Raw genomic sequence first — 15,198 nt, 5'->3', positions numbered from 1 at the left:
GAAGGAAGGTGGTCACCGTCCGGGCCGGGCCGCCGGAATTCCGGGCGGCCGGCAGACAGTCAGCAGCTCGGTGAACGCGGCGGCCGCGCCGGTCAGCCCGACGCGGGAGAAGACCGCGAGCTCCCGTCTCCAGGGCGGGTCCACGGCGAGCACCGCACAGTCCTCGCCGACCGCGCCCCGGACGACGTGTGCGGGGGCCGTCGCAACGCCGACGCCGGCCGCCGCCATCCGTACCGCCGTCGACGTGTGCTCGGTGTGCACGGCCGTACGGGGTTCGAATCCCGCGCGGGCACAGGCCCGGTCGAGGAACGGACGGCCCTCCACCACGGGCTCCATCGCGCATCGCACCCACGGCCGGCCGGCGAGTTCACCGAGCCGGACCGAGGCCCGTCCGGCCAGGGGGTCGTCGAAGGGGACGACCAGCACGATGTCCTCCGCCCCGATCGGGACGACCGGCCCGGACCAGTGCGGGGGCGGCGGGCCGACGGCGAGGTCGGCGGTGCCGCGCTCGATCCGGTCCTCCAGGGCGTCGGTGGTGGCGGACTCGTGCAGCACGAGTCCGACTCCGGGGTGTGCGGCGCGCCAGCGGGCGAAGACGTCGGGGAGGATCCCGACGGCGATCGCGTGCACGGTGGCGATGTGCAGTTCGCCGCCCTCCACGCCCGCCGCGGCGCGGGCCGCGCGCCGGGCCTGGGCGGCGCTGCGCACGGACCGCTCGGCGTGCGGCAGGAAGGCGCGGCCCATCTGCGTGAGCCGGACACCGCGCGGCAGCCGCTCGAGCAGCGCGCCGCCGGTCTCCCGCTCCAGGGCCTTGATCTGGTGGGACAGCGCGGGCTGGGTGACGTGGAGCAGTTCCGCGGCCCGGGTGAAGGACGCCTCCTGGACGACCGCGACGAAGTACTCCATCTGCCGCAGGCTCATCGCGCCCGCCTCCTGGTCTCAGCCATGAACACCGTGCATCGATCCCACACAAACATTGCCTTGGACTCATGGCAAGCACCGGGCGGAGGCTGAGGACATGACGCAGAAGCAGAACGTGAACGAAACCGATGTCGTGGTCGTCGGCGGCGGTACGGGCGGCTACTCGACCGCGCTGCGGGCGGCGGCGCTCGGCCTGGAGGTGGTCCTCGCCGAGCGCGACAAGGTGGGCGGTACCTGCCTGCACCGGGGCTGCATCCCCAGCAAGGCGATGCTGCACGCCGCGGAACTCGTCGACGGCATCGTGGAGGCCCGCGAGCGCTGGGGCGTGAAGGCGACGCTGGATTCGGTGGACTGGCCGGCGCTCGTCGCCACCCGCGACGACATCGTGGCCCGCAACCATCGCGGCGTGGAAGGACATCTGGCCCGCGCGGCCGTCGAAGTGGTGCACGGTGGGGCCCGGCTGACGGGACCGCGAAGCGTCCGGATCGAAGGGTACGGGGAGGTCACCGCCCGTCGCGGGATCGTGCTCGCGACCGGGTCGCGGCCCCGGATGCTGCCCGGCCTCGTGGCCGACGGCAGGCGCGTGGTCACCAGCGACGACGCACTGTTCGCCCCGGGTCTGCCGGAGTCGGTCCTGGTGCTGGGCGGCGGGGCCATCGGGGTCGAGTACGCGTCGCTGCACCGGTCGCTGGGGGCGCGGGTCACTCTGGTGGAGGCCGCCGACCGGCTCGTCCCGCTGGAGGACGCCGATGTGTCGCGCCATCTGACCCGCGGTCTGAAGAAGCGCGGGATCGACGTGCTGACGGGGGCGCGGCTGCTGGACGCGACCGTGGTCGACGACGGGGTCGGGGCCACGGTGCGCACCGCGCGCGGCGAGAGCCGGAGCGTGGAGGCCGAGCGGCTGCTCGTGGCGGTCGGCCGGGTTCCGGTGACGGACGGTCTGGGCCTCGCGGCGGCGGGCCTCACCACCGACGAGCGGGGGCATGTGGTGCCCGCGGACTGGTCGCGGCTGGAGACCTCCGTGCCGGGCATCCACGTGGTCGGCGATCTTCTGCCGCCGCCGTCCCCCGGGCTGGCCCACGCGTCGTTCGCGGAGGGGCTGCTGACCGCCGAGACGCTGGCCGGTCTGCGTCCGGCGCCGGTGGACTACGCGGCGGTGCCCCGGGTCACGTACTCCGCACCGCAGACCGCTTCGGTGGGGCTCTCCGAGGCACAGGCCCGTGACGCCGGGCACGATGTCGCGGTCAGCACGATGCCGCTGACCGCCGTCGCCAAGGGCATGGTGCACGGGCAGGGCGGCATGGTGAAGGTGGTCGCGGAGCGCGGCGGCCGGGTGCTGGGAGTACATCTGGTCGGGCCGCACGTCTCGGAGATGATCGCCGAGAGCCAGCTGATCGTCGGCTGGGACGCCGAACCCCTGGATGTGGCCCACCACATCCACCCGCACCCCACCCTCTCGGAGGCGGTCGGCGAGGCGTTCCTCACCCTGGCCGGCCGCGGACTGCACCAGCAGGCGTGAACGCGCCGGGTTACGCCGGAGGCCGGAGCGCGGGCGCGGAGAGCCGGAAGGCCATCCTGCCGAAGCTCACCTGATCGCCCTCCCGCACCAGGACCGCTCCCGTGACGCGCTGCCCGTTGACGCAGGTGCCGTTGGTCGATCCGAGGTCGCGCAGCAGCCACAGGCTGCCGTCCGCGGTGAGTTCGGCGTGCATCCGGGACACCGTCTCGTGGCTGAGGCGGAGTCCGTTGCCCGGGTCGCGTCCGATGCGCAGGGGGTGCGGACTCGGGGCCGGGAGCAGCAGTTTGGGCAGCCGTTCGGCCCGCCACGCCCTGCGCATCCGTTCGGGGAAGCCGGAGACCCCGCTCACGGCCCGGAACAGCTGCCGCGACCAGCGGCCGTCGCGGCCCAGGTCGGCGGTGAGCGCCTCCAGTTGCTCGGAACGGCTGGCGGACAGGGCCAGTTCCATGCGCCGCATGAAGGTGTCGTGGGAGAGCTTGCCCTGTGCCGCACCCTCTCTGAGCACACCGAGAACACGGTCTCGCTGGGCGTCGGAGAGCCGCGCGGGATACGTGTGGGACTCGAAGGAGGACGTCACAGGGCCAATTGTCGGGCCGACGGCCCCGGAGTGTCCAGAACATCGCCGCTTTCGCCGTCCTGACCTGCGCGGCATCCCGGAAATATCCTCGGCGCCGCGCGCCGGGCGTTGCTACTGTCGGCCGCCGTGCCGCTCCGGCGACCGCCGGGCGAGCCCGTACACCCGTGGGGGATTTGTGCTCGACGCACCACTTGGCCCGACCGTCCGTCCGATCAGCGGGCCGCAGGAGCTCGCTCTCTTCTGCCGGCTTTCCTATGTCCTGGATCACGAGCTCGCGGACGACCTGGCGGCGGGGCGTCGCCGCCCGGAATGGATGTGGGTGGCCCTGCGGGGCGACCGGGTGGTGGCGCGGATCGCCTGGTGGAGCAAGGACGGCAAGGAGCCGCTGCTCCTCGACGTCTTCGACCTGGACGACACGCTGCCCGAGCCCGAACGCGGGGAGGCGGGGCTGCGGCTGCTGGAGACGGCGACGGCCGCCGTCGTTCCGGCCGGTGCCCCGCGTCCCGAGTACGGGCGCTACGTACCGCCCGACTGGCGTGAGGACCCGGCGGCCCGTGACGTCGTGGAGGCGCGCGTGCGGGTCATGGAACGCAGCGGTGCCCGGATGCTCGTGGAGCGGCTGCGCCTGGAGTGGCGGGCGGGCACGCCCGTGCCCGCCGACAGCGGCCGTCTGCGGTTCCGGCCGGTGGCAGGGCGCGAGGATCTCCTCGCGCTGATGACGCCGGTGATGGAGGGCACGCTCGACGCCCACGGGCAGCAGGATCTGGCGTCGGGCCTGTCGGCGCGCGAGGCCGCGGAGAAGCACTACGACGAGGAGCTCGCGCACTACTCGACCCCCCGGGAGTGGTGGCGCGTCGCCGAACTCCCGGACGGCGAACCGGTCGGCTTCGTGATCCCGGCCCGCAACAGCTACAACCCGGTCATCGCGTACATCGGCGTACTGCCGGCCCGGCGCGGTCACGGCCACATCGACGAACTCCTCGCCGAGGGAACCCGGGTGCTCGCCGCGCAGGACGGCGTGGAGCGCATCCGGGCGGCGACGGACCTCGGCAACGTGCCGATGGCGAAGTCCTTCGCGCGGCTGGGCTACGTCAACTTCGAGCGCGCCTTCGACATGGTGTGGGACCACTGACGCGAGGGCGGGCGGCGGCTCGCGTCAGGCCCCCTGCGCCCGCTGCTGCCTGATGACGTCGCGGTACCAGGCGTACGACTCCTTGGGCGTGCGGCGCAGTGTCTCGTAGTCGATGTGGACGAGGCCGAACCGCTTGCCGGCCCCCTCGGTCCACTCGATGTTGTCGGTCAGCGACCAGGTGAAGTAGCCGCGTACGTCGACGCCCGCGTCGATGGCCTCCCGCAGGGCGCCCAGGTGGGCGTCGAGGAAAGCGATCCGGCGGGTGTCGGCGGTGGGTTCGTCGACGGCGCAGCCGTTCTCGGTGATGTAGAGCGGCGGGAGCCGGTCTCCGTAGCGGTCCCGTAGCTGGACGAGGGTCTCGCGCAGCCCGTCCGGGACGACGGGCCAGCCGAAGTCCGTCGTCTCGTACCCCTCGATCCTCCTGATGCCGAAGGGAAGTTCGGCGGGCATGCCGAAACCGGCGAAGCTGTCGAGGGCGTCGGCCGCGGGCGCGCCGACCAGCGTGGGGTTGTAGTAGTTGACGCCGTACCAGTCGAGCGGGGTGGAGATGGTCCGCAGGTCGTCCTCGACGGGGCCCGGCATGAGGGCGGCGACGTTCTCGTCGGGGTAGCGGCCGGTGAGGAGCGGGTCGGAGAACAGCCGGTTGGTGAGGGTGTCGTACAGCTCGGCGCCGAAGCGGTCCTCCTCCGACTCCCCGGCCGTCCAGACCGGGGAGTGCGAGAGGGCTATGCCGATGTTGGCGGCGCCCGCGGCCCGCAGCGCGCGCACGGCCAGACCGTGGGCGAGGAGCTGGTGGTGGGCGGCGGGCAGGGCGTCGAAGAGGAGGGTACGGCCGGGGGCGTGCTCGCCGAGTGCGTAGCCCAGCATGGTCACTTCGGCGGGTTCGTTGATCGTGATCCACATGGGGACGCGGTCGGCGAGCCGTTCGGCGACGATGCCCGCGTACTCGGCGAAGCGGTGGGCCGTGTCGCGGTTGAGCCAACCGCCGGCCTCGTCCAGCGGGAGCGGGGTGTCCCAGTGGTAGAGGGTGGGGGCCGGGGTGATGCCGTGGGCGCAGAGTTCGTCGACGAGCCGGTCGTAGAAGTCGAGCCCCTGCGGGTTGACCGGCCCGCTGCCGCCGGGGACGACGCGTGGCCAGCTCACCGAGAACCGGAAGGCGTCGGCGCCGAGCCCGGCCAGCAGCGCGACGTCCTCGCGGTAGTACCGGTGGAAACCGGTACCGCGGGTGGTGTCGGTGCCGTCCTTGATGCGTCCGGGCTGCGCGGCGAAGGCGTCCCAGCCGGAGGGCCCCTTGCCGTCGGTGTCGACGGCGCCCTCGGTCTGGAAGGCGGAGGCGGAGGCTCCCCAGAGGAAGCCGGGCGGGAACGGCGGCACGGTCATCTCGGCCTCCACAGCCGTAAGAGGGAGTGCGTATGTCAGAAGCCGACAGGGCAATGATCAGAACCAGACCTTAATCGCCAGTAACGGGCTCGATCCAGTGTCGCGGGTCGAAGATCGCGCCGTCTGCCGACCATGGGCCGGTGGACGAAACGAGGGAGCGCTGCATGTTGTTCGAGGTATGGGCACCGGACGCGGATGCGGCCGCCCTGCGGCTGTCGGGTGGGCTGCGGACCATGGAACGTGATCCGGACCGGCCCGGCTGGTGGACCGCCGAGGCGCAGGCGGCGGACGGCGACCGCTACGGCTTCGTGCTCGACGGCGGCCCGGTGCGCCCCGATCCCCGCTCGCGCCGCCAGCCGGACGGGCCGGACGGCGAGAGCGCCGTCGTCGACCACGACACGTACGCCTGGCACACCGACTGGGCGGGACGCGGGCTGCCGGGCGCGGTCCTGTACGAGCTGCACATCGGTACGTTCACCGGCGAAGGCACCTTCGACGCGGCGGCGGCCCGGCTGGGGCATCTCGCCGAACTGGGCATCACCCATGTGTCCCTGATGCCGGTCTGCCCGTTCCCCGGGGTCCACGGATGGGGGTACGAGGGTGTGTCACTGTGGGCCGTGCACGAGCCGTACGGCGGCCCCGGGGGACTCAAGCGCTTCGTCGACACCGCGCACGGGCTCGGGCTCGCGGTCGTTCTGGACGTGGTCCACAACCACCTGGGCCCGTCCGGCAACTACCTCCCCGCCTTCGGCCCGTACTTCACCGAGACGCACCACACGCCCTGGGGCGCGGCGGTCAATCTGGACGCGCCTGGCTCCGACGAGGTGCGGGCGTTCCTGCTGGGCAGCGCGCTCGCCTGGCTGCGCGACTACCGGCTCGACGGGCTGCGGCTCGACGCGGTCCACGCGCTGGCCGACACCCGGGCGCTGACGTTCCTGGAGGAACTGTCCGCCGCCACCGACGCGCTCTCGGCCGAACTGGGCCGTCCGCTCGCGCTGATCGCCGAGTCCGACCTCTGCGACCCGCGCACGACGGCTCCGCGCGAGTGCGGCGGCACCGGTCTGCACGCCCAGTGGAACGACGACTTCCACCACTGCCTGCACACCGCGCTGACGGGCGAGTCCCAGGGCTACTACGCGGACTTCGCCGCCGCCCCGCTGGCCGGCCTCGCCAAGACCGTGACGAGCGCCTTCTTCCACGACGGTACGTACTCCAGCTTCCGCGGCCGTACGCACGGCCGCCCCGTCGACGTCACCCGCAGCGCCGCCCACCGCTTCGTCGGCTACGCCCAGACCCATGACCAGATCGGCAACCGGGCGCTCGGCGACCGGCTCGCCGCCTCCCTCACCCCCGGCCTGCTGGCCTGCGCGGCGGCGCTCGTGCTGACCGGCCCCTTCACCCCGATGCTGTTCATGGGCGAGGAGTGGGGTGCCCGTACACCCTGGCAGTTCTTCACCGACCACACCGATCCGGAACTCGCCGAGGCCGTACGCACCGGCAGGCGGCGGGAGTTCGGGGCGCACGGCTGGGCCGAGGAGGACATCCCGGACCCGCAGGACCCCGCCACCCGCGACCGGTCGTGCCTGGACTGGAGCGAGCCGCGTCGCGAACCGCACGCCCGCCTGCACGCCTGGTACCGCGAACTGATCGCGCTGCGCCGCTCCCTGCCCGACCTCAGCGACCCCGATCTGGCGACGGTGAAGACGGCGTACGACGACGAGGCACGCTGGCTGGCGCTGCGCCGGGGCGATCTGCGGATCGCCGTCAACCTCGACGGGAAGCCGGCCACGATCCCGCTGGGCGGCGGCCGGCACCGCAGTGGCGGCGGCAGGGTGCTGGCCGCCTGGCTTCCCGTCGACGCACCCGGCGCGGACGGGCTGCTGCATCTGCCGCCGGAGTCCTGCGTGGTGCTGGCCGACGACTGACCGGCCGCCTTTGGGGGCTGTCCCGCCATCCCCGGCGAGGCAGCCCCTACTCGACGACCGCCAGTTCGCGGGCGGTGGCGTTGAGGCGCCGGCCGCCGTCCTCGGTGACGGTCACGATGTCCTCGATCCGGACGCCGAAGCGGCCCGGCAGATAGATGCCCGGCTCCACCGAGAAGCACATGCCGGGGACGAGCGGCTGCTCCTCGCCCTCGATCATGTACGGCGGCTCGTGGGTGGTGACGCCGATGCCGTGGCCGGTGCGGTGGATGAAGCGCTCCCCGTAGCCGAACTCGGTGATGACGGCGCGGGCGGCCCGGTCGATCTCCTGACAGGCGACACCGGGCCGGACGGCCCGGCAGCCCGCTTCCTGTGCTTCCCGCACGATGTCGTGGACCCGCTGCTCCTCGGCGGTGGGTTCGCCGACGTGGACCGTGCGGGAGGTGTCCGAGCCGTATCCGTGCTTGAGGCCGCCGAAGTCGAGCACCACCATGTCGCCGCGCCCGATGGTGCGATCGCCCGCCTCGTGGTGCGGGTTGGCGCCGTTGGGCCCGGAGCCGACCACGGTGAAGTCGACCTGGGAGTGCCCGGACTCGGTGAGGAGCCGGGCCAGGTCGGCGGCCACGTCGGTCTCCTTGCGGCCGGAGAACCGGACCTTCAGGATCTCCTCGTACGTGGCGTCGGCGGCGGCCCCCGCGGCGGCCAGCCGTTCCAGCTCAGGGCCGTCCTTCACGGCGCGCAGCATCGGGAGGACCTCGGTGAGGGAGGCGTACGAGGTCCCGGGCAGCAGCTGCTGGAGGCCGAGCAGATGCATGGCCCAGGCGTTGTCGCTGATGCCGAACCGGCCCCGGCCGTCGAGCAGCGGCGCGGTGACGGCGTAGGGGTCCTTGCCGTCGGTCCAGTCGCGCAGGGTCAGCGCGGGCGCGCCGACGGCCTTCTCGGCGTCCGGAGCCTCCAGGGTCGGTACGACCAGTACCGGGTCCCGGCCCGCGACGAGGACGAGAACGGTCAGGCGCTCGGTGACGGCGGTGGGCTGATAGCCGGTGAGATGGACCATGTCCGGTCCGGGGGCCACCAGCACACCCGCGAGCCCGGCGGCTGCGGCGCTCTCGGCGGCCCGCGCCATCCGGGCCCGGTAGTCGTCGGCGGTGAACGGAACGGGCTGGTTCGGGCTGGACATGCGGGACCTCCTGGCGGCGCGGAACGGCTCCCTGCATCCTGCCCGTCCGGGGGCCCGGCCGCGAGCGGTCAGGGCGGCGTGCCGGTGTCGAGCCGTACGACGAGGTCGGCGCGGTCCCACCCGGCCTCGACGAGCCGCGCGTTGGCCTCGTCGGAACCGGCCACCCAACGCTCGGCGCGGGCGCGCTCCTTGCCGAACCGCACATGCCGGTCGACGAGCCTGCGGATCCGTACGTCCCTGTCGAGCTCCAGGAACCATGCCTCGTCGAGCAGCCCCCGCACGGGCGCCCAGTCCCCTTCCCCGTACAGGAGGTAGTTGCCCTCGGTGACGACCAGGGGCACGTCCGGCGGTACGGGGACGGATCCCGCGACCGGCTGCTCCAGGGAGCGGTCGAAGGCGGGGGCGTACACGACGGTGCCCGGCTCCGGTGTCCGCAGCCGACGGAGCAGGGCCGCGTACCCGGCGGCGTCGAAGGTGTCGGGCGCGCCCTTGCGCTGTGCCCGGCCGAGCCGTTCCAGTTCGGCCTGGGCCAGATGGAAGCCGTCCATGGGCACGAGGACGGCGAGAGGGCCGAGCGCGTCGACGAGCCGCTCCGCCAGGGTGGACTTCCCGGCACCGGGCGGCCCGGCGATTCCGAGGATGCGGCGGTCCCCGGCGAGGGCGAGGCGGCGGGCGCGGGCCGTCAGCCCGGTGAGGTCACTGGTGTCCATGGCGGATATTGTCCCGTCCAGGGTCTTTCGCCGGGATCGGCCCAGCATGATCCGGACGAGAGGCCCCACGGGCCTGCGGCCTGCCCCTTCCCCTTCCGTCTCGCGAGGAATCCCATGTCCCACATCGCTCTGGTCACCCTGGTCGTCCGCGACTACGACGAGGCGCTCAGCTTCTACACCGGCGCCCTCGGCTTCGAGCTGGTGGAGGACACCGACCGGGGCGACGGCTCCCGCTGGATCGTGGTGCGCCCGCGCGGAACCGAGGGCACGGGGCTGTTGCTGGCCCGGGCCAAGGACGAGGCGCAGGGCGCGAGTGTCGGGGCGCAGACCGGCGGGCGGGTCGGCTTCTTCCTGCACACCGGGGACTTCGCCGGCGACCACGCGCGCATGCTCGCGGCGGGGGTCCGGTTCCTGGAGGAGCCGCGGCACGAGGTCTACGGCTCGGTCGCGGTCTTCGAGGACCTGTACGGCAACCGCTGGGACCTGCTCCAGCCCGCGTGAGCGCGCTCAGCGCGCCCCGCTGCCCTCCAGGTACGCCAGGACCGCGAGGACCCGGCGGTGGACCGAGCCGTCGTCCGGTTCGAGGCCGAGCTTGGCGAAGATGGAACCGATGTGCTTGCTCACCGCCCGCTCGGTGACGACGAGTTCGGTGGCGATGGTGCCGTTGGCCTTGCCCTGGGCCATCAGTTCCAGCACCTCCCGCTCACGGGGCGTGAGGCTCAGCAGGGGCTTCGCGGACGCCTTGCGGGTCATCAGCTGGCTGACCACCTCGGGGTCGAGCGCGGTGCCGCCCGCCACCACCCGGTCCAGGGCCTGGAGGAACTGGTCGACGCGGCCCACCCGGTCCTTGAGCAGATAGCCGATGCCCTGCGCGCCCTGGGCGAGCAGCTCGGCGGCGTACGTCTCCTCCACGTACTGCGAGAGGACCAGGACCGGCAGGTCGGGCATCTCCCTGCGTGCGGCGATGGCGGCGCGCAGCCCCTCGTCGCGGAAGGTGGGCGGCAGCCGTACGTCGAGGACGGCGGCGTCCGGACGGTGCTCCAGCAGCGCGGGCAGTACCTCGGGGCCCGCCGCGGCGTCCGCGACCACCTCGTGGCCCGAGCTGGTCAGCAGGAGGACGAGGCCCTCCCGCAGCAGGGCGTTGTCCTCGGCAATCACGATCCGCACGGCAGCTCCACTTCGATATCCGTCGGCCCCCCGGTGGGGCTGCTGATGCGGGTGGCGCCGTCCAGGGCGGCGATCCGCCGCCGGATCCCGACCAGCCCGCTGCCGCCGCGTTCGTCCGCGCCGCCGTGTCCATCGTCCCCGATGGCCACGAGCAGGGCTCCCGGGGCCCGGTCGATCCGCACGCGCGCGGCCGTCGCTCCGCTGTGCTTGCCGATGTTGGTGAGGGCCTCGGCGACGACGAAGTAGGCGGCGGCCTCGATGGCGGCCGGCAGCCGGAGTCCGTCCTCGACGCCGTCGAGCTCCACCGTGACGGGGACCGCCGAGTCCGCCGCCAGTGCCCGTACCGCTCCCGCCAGTCCACGGTCCGTCAGGATCGGCGGATGGATGCCGCGGACCACGTGCCGCAGCTCGGCGAGCGCCGCGTCGACGCCGTCCTGGGCCTCGTCCAGGCGCTGCCGTGCGGCGGCCGGGTCCCGGTCCAGGACCTGCTTGGCGAGTCCGATGCGCATCGACAGGGCGACGATGCGGGCCTGGGCGCCGTCGTGCAGATCCCGTTCGATACGGCGGAGTTCCGCGCCGTGCGCCTCGACCGCGCCGGCCCGGCTCTCCGTCAACTGGTTCACGCGTTCGGCGAGTTCGGCGGAGTGCGGGGGCGTCAGCAGGGATCTGGTCCAGCTCGCGGACAGTTCCGCCAGTACGGGGTGCCAGCGCAGGACCGGGCCGGGGCGCTCGGGCGGTGGCGTGCCGTACTCGTCGCTGCCGCGCCGGTCCAGCAGGTGCACGGCGCTCAGCACGATCCCGTCCACCAGCAGGCCCACCGGCCACAGCACCATCGTGAGGTAGCCGATGAGGTTGCCGGCCAGCGCCTGGAACGGCAGCCACACCGCCTCGCGCCGGACGACGGGGTCGGTCAGCACGTTCCTGACCCGCTCGGCCAGTTCCCGGCCGTCGAGCGGGAGGTACGGCGTGGGCCGCAGGGGCAGTCCGAGGTAGGCCGCCGCCCTGCGCCGTTCGAACTCCGCGAACCGGTGCAGCGCCTTGGCCGCCTCGGGCAGCGCCGGCAGTCCGATGACCACGACCGCGAAGAGCAGCGCCGCCACCAGCAGGAACGTGGCGACATAGGCGGACAGGGCGATCGGGATGCCGATGAGGACATAGCGCGAGGCGTGCCAGGAACGCCGGACGGCGACCGTCAGCGGGACAGGGGCGGTGCTCATGACACACCACGTTACGGGGGCCGGTCCGCCGCCGGAGTGGCACGGTCACCCCCGCCCGTGGTGGTGCCTGCTGCACCCCCGTCCGGGAGCGCGCACCCTCGCCCCCACCCCCTCGCGCTCATAGCGTTTTCGCAGGTCGGAAAGTACGGATGAAGCGAGGGGACCATGGTGGGGACAACCGCGGCAGTGCGCACGGCGGCGCTGGAGCTGGAGTCGGTGAGCCGCCGCCACGGGCGGCGCGGCAGCGGCCGGGAGGCGGTCGCGCTGGATGCGGTGAGCTGTGTGATTCCCGTGGGGAGCTTCACCGCGGTGGCCGGTCCCTCGGGGTCGGGCAAGAGCACGTTCCTCCAGTGCGCGGCGGGCCTGGACCGGCCGTCGTCGGGCACGGTACGGATCGCGGGGACCGACCTCGGCACGCTCTCCGAGGCCGCGCTGACCCGGCTGCGCCGGGACCGGATCGGCTTCGTCTTCCAGTCGCACGCGCTGAATCTGGTGCCGTCGCTGAGCATCGAGGAGAACGTCGTGCTGCCGCTGGTCCTGGCCGGGGCCGACCCCGGGGCCGCTGACGTGCTGGACCGCGGCCGACTGCTGCTGGAGCGCGTCGGGCTGTCCGGCCGGGGCGGGGAGCGACCGGGGACGCTGTCGGGCGGGCAGCAGCAACGAGTGGCGGTGGCGCGTGCGCTGGTGACCGGGCCCGATGTGCTCTTCGCGGACGAGCCGACGGCTTCGCTGGACCCGAAGGCGGCGGCGCTGGTGCTGGGCCTGCTGCGGGACGCGGTGCGGCTCGACGGCCGCACGGTCGTGATGGTCACCCATGACCCGGTGGCGGCGAGCTGGGCCGACACGGTCATGACGATGGACGGCGGCCGGCTGCGATGACGGTCAACGAAGCGCGGAGCAAGACGGAGCGCGCGTCCGTACGGGCCGGGAGCCGGCGGGCCTCGGCATTCCTGGCCCGCCGCTCCCTGGCGGCCCACCGCCGGGCCTGGACCGCCGTGTTCGCGGCGGCGGCGGCCGCGGCCGCGCTGCTCGGCGCCTTCGCCCTGGTGCTGGGGTCGCTGCTGCTGGCGAAGCCTCCGGTGGAGCGTCACGCCGGGGCCGACGCGGTCGTGGTGGCCGACCAGCGGGTCACGTACACGGCGAAGCCGTGGGGCAGTGAGCCGCAGACGGCCACCGCCCATCTGCCGGAACGGGTGCGGCTGGACCGGTCCGTGGTGGCGCGGGCGGCAGCGGCGGACGGCGTGGCCCGGGCCGTCGCGGACGACTCGGTTCCGGTGACGGTGGGCAACGGGGCGCCGGCGGTGGGCCGTTCCTGGCCGTCCGCAGTGCTCACCCCGTACGAGCTGTCCGAGGGGCGCGCCCCGGAGTCCGCTTCCGAGGTGGTCGTGGACGCGGCGCTGGCGGGCCCCGGCCGACGCGTCACGCTTCAAGTGGGCGGCGTGGCCCGGCAGTACACCGTCAGCGGGGTGGCCGCCGCCGGCCGCCGGGGCCGCCTGCCCGCCGTGTTCTTCACCGAGGCCCGGCTCACCGCACTGGCCGGGCACCCCGGCACCGTCGACGCGATCGGCGTCGTGGCCGAGCGGGGCGTGTCCGCCGACGCGCTGCGGGCTTCACTGGGCGGGGCCGTGGCGGGGCAGGGCGGAGGTGAGCGAGGTCCCCGTGTGCTGACGGGTGCCGCACGGGGCGAGGCGGAGCACGTCGACGCGCTCGGCGGGCGCGGCGATCTGCTGGGGATGCTGGCGTCGATCGCCGCGACCGTGGTCATGGTGGCCCTGCTCGTGATCGCCTGCGCGGTCTCCCAGGCGGTGCACCAGCGCTCCGGCGAACTGGCGCTGCTGCGGGCGGTCGGGGCGACTCCCCGGCAGCTCAGGTCGGCGGTCGGCCGTGAGGCGGGCCGGGTCGCGGGCGCCGCCGCGGTGCTGGGCGCGGCCGGCTCCGTGCCGCTCGGGCTGCTGATGCGGTCGCTGCTGACGACGGACCCGCTGCCGCTGCCCGTCCCGGCGTGGCTGCCGGTCGCGGCAGGTGCCGTGGGCGCGCTGCTCGTCGCCCTGGCCGCCCGGCCGGTGGCGTCGGCGGCGGCGCGTGCGGTGACCCGGATGCGGCCCGCGGCCGCCCTGAGCGCGGCGCGGACGGCGGAGCCGGACGAGCCGGGACGGGTGCGTACCGGCGCCGGTGTGCTGCTGGCGGTCGCGGGGCTCGGTTCGGCGGGTACGGCGGCCACGCTGAGCGGTCGGGCCGCGGCCCTGGCGGCGTCCGGTGCGGCGACCTCGCTGATCATCGCGGTGGCACTGCTCGGTCCGTGGACCGCGCGGGTCTCGATGCGGGTCCTCGGCGCACCGGTCCGGCGTGCGGGCGGGGTCTCCGGGTTCCTGGCCGCCCGGTCCGCCGCCGCGCACCACCGCCGGCTGGGGGCCGCCCTCACCCCGATCGTGCTGGTCGTCGCGTTCGTGTGCGTGCAGCTGGCGGCCGGTGCGACGCTGGAGCGGGCCGCCGGCCGGCAGGCGGCCGACGCCCTGCGGGCGGACCTGGTGGTGACGGGCCCGGCGGCGGGTATCCCGGCACGGGCGGCCGAGGCCGTGCGCGGGGCGCGCGGTGTGGCCGCCGCGACGGGGCTGCTGCGGTCGGCAATCGTCCTGGCACACCGCGACGCGGGCGACCCGGTCCTGGACCGCTTCCCGGTGCTGGGCGTCACGGCGGACCAGCTGGCCGGCACGCTCGACGCCGGGGTCACGGCGGGTGACGCGGCCGGCCTCACGGGCCGGGGCACGGTCGCCGTGGGCAGGGACCGGGCCGACGACCTGGGTGCCGGTGTCGGGGACCGGGTGAAGCTGCGCCTCGGGGACGGTGCGCAGGTAACGCTCACGGTGGTCGCGGTCTACGAACGAGCCCTGGGACTCGGTGAGTTCATGCTGCCCCGCGAGGCGCTGGCCCCGCACGTGTCCGCTGCGCGCGATCAGCGGATCCTGGTGCGCTCGGCTGACGGCGGGAACGCGGCATCGGCCGTGCGCCGCGCGCTGGCACCGTACAAGGGGCTGCGTGTCCGGCCGGCGACGGCGGACGATGTGCGGACCGGCCCGTCGTCCCCGGACCAGGACGAGGCCCTGATCATCATCGGCGTCGCAGTGATCGGCGGCTTCGCGCTGCTGGCCGTGGTCAGCACGCTGGCCCTGATCTCGGTCGGCCGCCGCCCCGAGTTCCGCCTGCTGCGGCTGGTCGGCACGGGGCGCGGGCAGCTGCTGCGGATGCGGGTGCTGGAGACGGGCCTGGTGGCGGTGGCCGGTCTGGCCATCGGGACCGTGGTCGCGGCGATCCCGCTGCTGGCGTTCGCGCTCCCGGCGACGGGCGGCCTTCCTTGCCTCCCGCCGGAGCGGTACGGGGTCCTGGCGGCGGCCGTGACGGCGGCCGCGGCCCTGGGCACGCTGTTCCCGGGGACGCGGGGCGGCGGGCACGGCCCCGCGGTGGGCTGAGGCGCC

General features: G+C 74.2%; 13 protein-coding genes. 6 read left to right on the top strand and 7 right to left on the bottom strand.

The features are described 5' to 3' along the window. Positions 1-12: 12 nt before the first annotated feature. Positions 13-921 carry a LysR family transcriptional regulator gene (locus ACIQMX_RS17255; protein ID WP_363073355.1) on the bottom strand — a complete coding sequence of 303 codons (909 nt, stop codon included), beginning with the start codon at positions 919-921 and terminating at the stop codon, positions 13-15. A gap of 97 nt (positions 922-1,018) precedes the next feature. Between ACIQMX_RS17255 and lpdA the strand changes: the two genes are divergently transcribed. Next, a complete protein-coding gene (lpdA, locus tag ACIQMX_RS17250) occupies positions 1,019-2,440 on the top strand; it encodes a dihydrolipoyl dehydrogenase (protein ID WP_402478807.1) in 1,422 nt (473 codons plus the stop codon). A gap of 10 nt (positions 2,441-2,450) precedes the next feature. Here lpdA and ACIQMX_RS17245 read toward each other — a convergent pair whose 3' ends face one another. Beyond that, positions 2,451-3,017: an FHA domain-containing protein gene (locus ACIQMX_RS17245; protein ID WP_402478804.1), complete on the bottom strand. Its 567-nt coding sequence runs from the start codon at positions 3,015-3,017 to the stop codon at positions 2,451-2,453. Between the two features lie 175 nt (positions 3,018-3,192). Between ACIQMX_RS17245 and ACIQMX_RS17240 the strand changes: the two genes are divergently transcribed. After that, entirely contained in the window at positions 3,193-4,149 is a 957-nt protein-coding gene (locus ACIQMX_RS17240) for a GNAT family N-acetyltransferase (protein WP_363073361.1), read from the top strand. Between the two features lie 24 nt (positions 4,150-4,173). Here the strand turns inward: ACIQMX_RS17240 and ACIQMX_RS17235 are convergent, their stop codons facing one another. Then, a complete protein-coding gene (locus ACIQMX_RS17235) occupies positions 4,174-5,529 on the bottom strand; it encodes a GH1 family beta-glucosidase (protein WP_402478801.1) in 1,356 nt (451 codons plus the stop codon). Between the two features lie 164 nt (positions 5,530-5,693). Here ACIQMX_RS17235 and treZ point away from each other — a divergent pair, with 164 nt between their 5' ends. Then, entirely contained in the window at positions 5,694-7,454 is a 1,761-nt protein-coding gene (treZ, locus tag ACIQMX_RS17230) for a malto-oligosyltrehalose trehalohydrolase (RefSeq protein ID WP_402478798.1), read from the top strand. A gap of 46 nt (positions 7,455-7,500) precedes the next feature. Here treZ and ACIQMX_RS17225 read toward each other — a convergent pair whose 3' ends face one another. Both ACIQMX_RS17225 and ACIQMX_RS17220 read right to left on the bottom strand, forming a co-directional pair. Continuing rightward, entirely contained in the window at positions 7,501-8,631 is a 1,131-nt protein-coding gene (locus ACIQMX_RS17225; protein WP_363073367.1) for an aminopeptidase P family protein, read from the bottom strand. Between the two features lie 68 nt (positions 8,632-8,699). Next, positions 8,700-9,341 carry a nucleoside/nucleotide kinase family protein gene (locus tag ACIQMX_RS17220; protein ID WP_402478795.1) on the bottom strand — a complete coding sequence of 214 codons (642 nt, stop codon included), beginning with the start codon at positions 9,339-9,341 and terminating at the stop codon, positions 8,700-8,702. 114 nt (positions 9,342-9,455) lie between these two features. Here ACIQMX_RS17220 and ACIQMX_RS17215 point away from each other — a divergent pair, with 114 nt between their 5' ends. Next, positions 9,456-9,842: a VOC family protein gene (locus tag ACIQMX_RS17215; RefSeq protein ID WP_363073371.1), complete on the top strand. Its 387-nt coding sequence runs from the start codon at positions 9,456-9,458 to the stop codon at positions 9,840-9,842. Between the two features lie 6 nt (positions 9,843-9,848). Here ACIQMX_RS17215 and ACIQMX_RS17210 read toward each other — a convergent pair whose 3' ends face one another. Together ACIQMX_RS17210 and ACIQMX_RS17205 are read right to left on the bottom strand one after the other, a co-directional pair. Then, a complete protein-coding gene (locus ACIQMX_RS17210) occupies positions 9,849-10,508 on the bottom strand; it encodes a response regulator transcription factor (protein WP_363073373.1) in 660 nt (219 codons plus the stop codon). Continuing rightward, positions 10,496-11,725, bottom strand: a complete 1,230-nt coding sequence (locus ACIQMX_RS17205) for a sensor domain-containing protein (RefSeq protein ID WP_363073375.1) — start codon at positions 11,723-11,725, stop codon at positions 10,496-10,498. Before ACIQMX_RS17205 ends, ACIQMX_RS17210 begins: the two co-directional genes overlap by 13 nt. Before the next feature lie 165 nt (positions 11,726-11,890). Here ACIQMX_RS17205 and ACIQMX_RS17200 point away from each other — a divergent pair, with 165 nt between their 5' ends. Then, entirely contained in the window at positions 11,891-12,604 is a 714-nt protein-coding gene (locus ACIQMX_RS17200; RefSeq protein WP_402478791.1) for an ABC transporter ATP-binding protein, read from the top strand. Then, positions 12,601-15,192: an FtsX-like permease family protein gene (locus ACIQMX_RS17195; protein ID WP_402478789.1), complete on the top strand. Its 2,592-nt coding sequence runs from the start codon at positions 12,601-12,603 to the stop codon at positions 15,190-15,192. Before ACIQMX_RS17200 ends, ACIQMX_RS17195 begins: the two co-directional genes overlap by 4 nt. The last annotated feature ends 6 nt before the right edge of the window (positions 15,193-15,198 follow it).

Source organism: Streptomyces sp. NPDC091416, from assembly GCF_044756845.1.
Lineage (GTDB): Bacteria > Actinomycetota > Actinomycetes > Streptomycetales > Streptomycetaceae > Streptomyces.
Note: the sequence above shows the minus strand (reverse complement) of the source record. Positions and strands in the feature narration are given on the sequence as shown.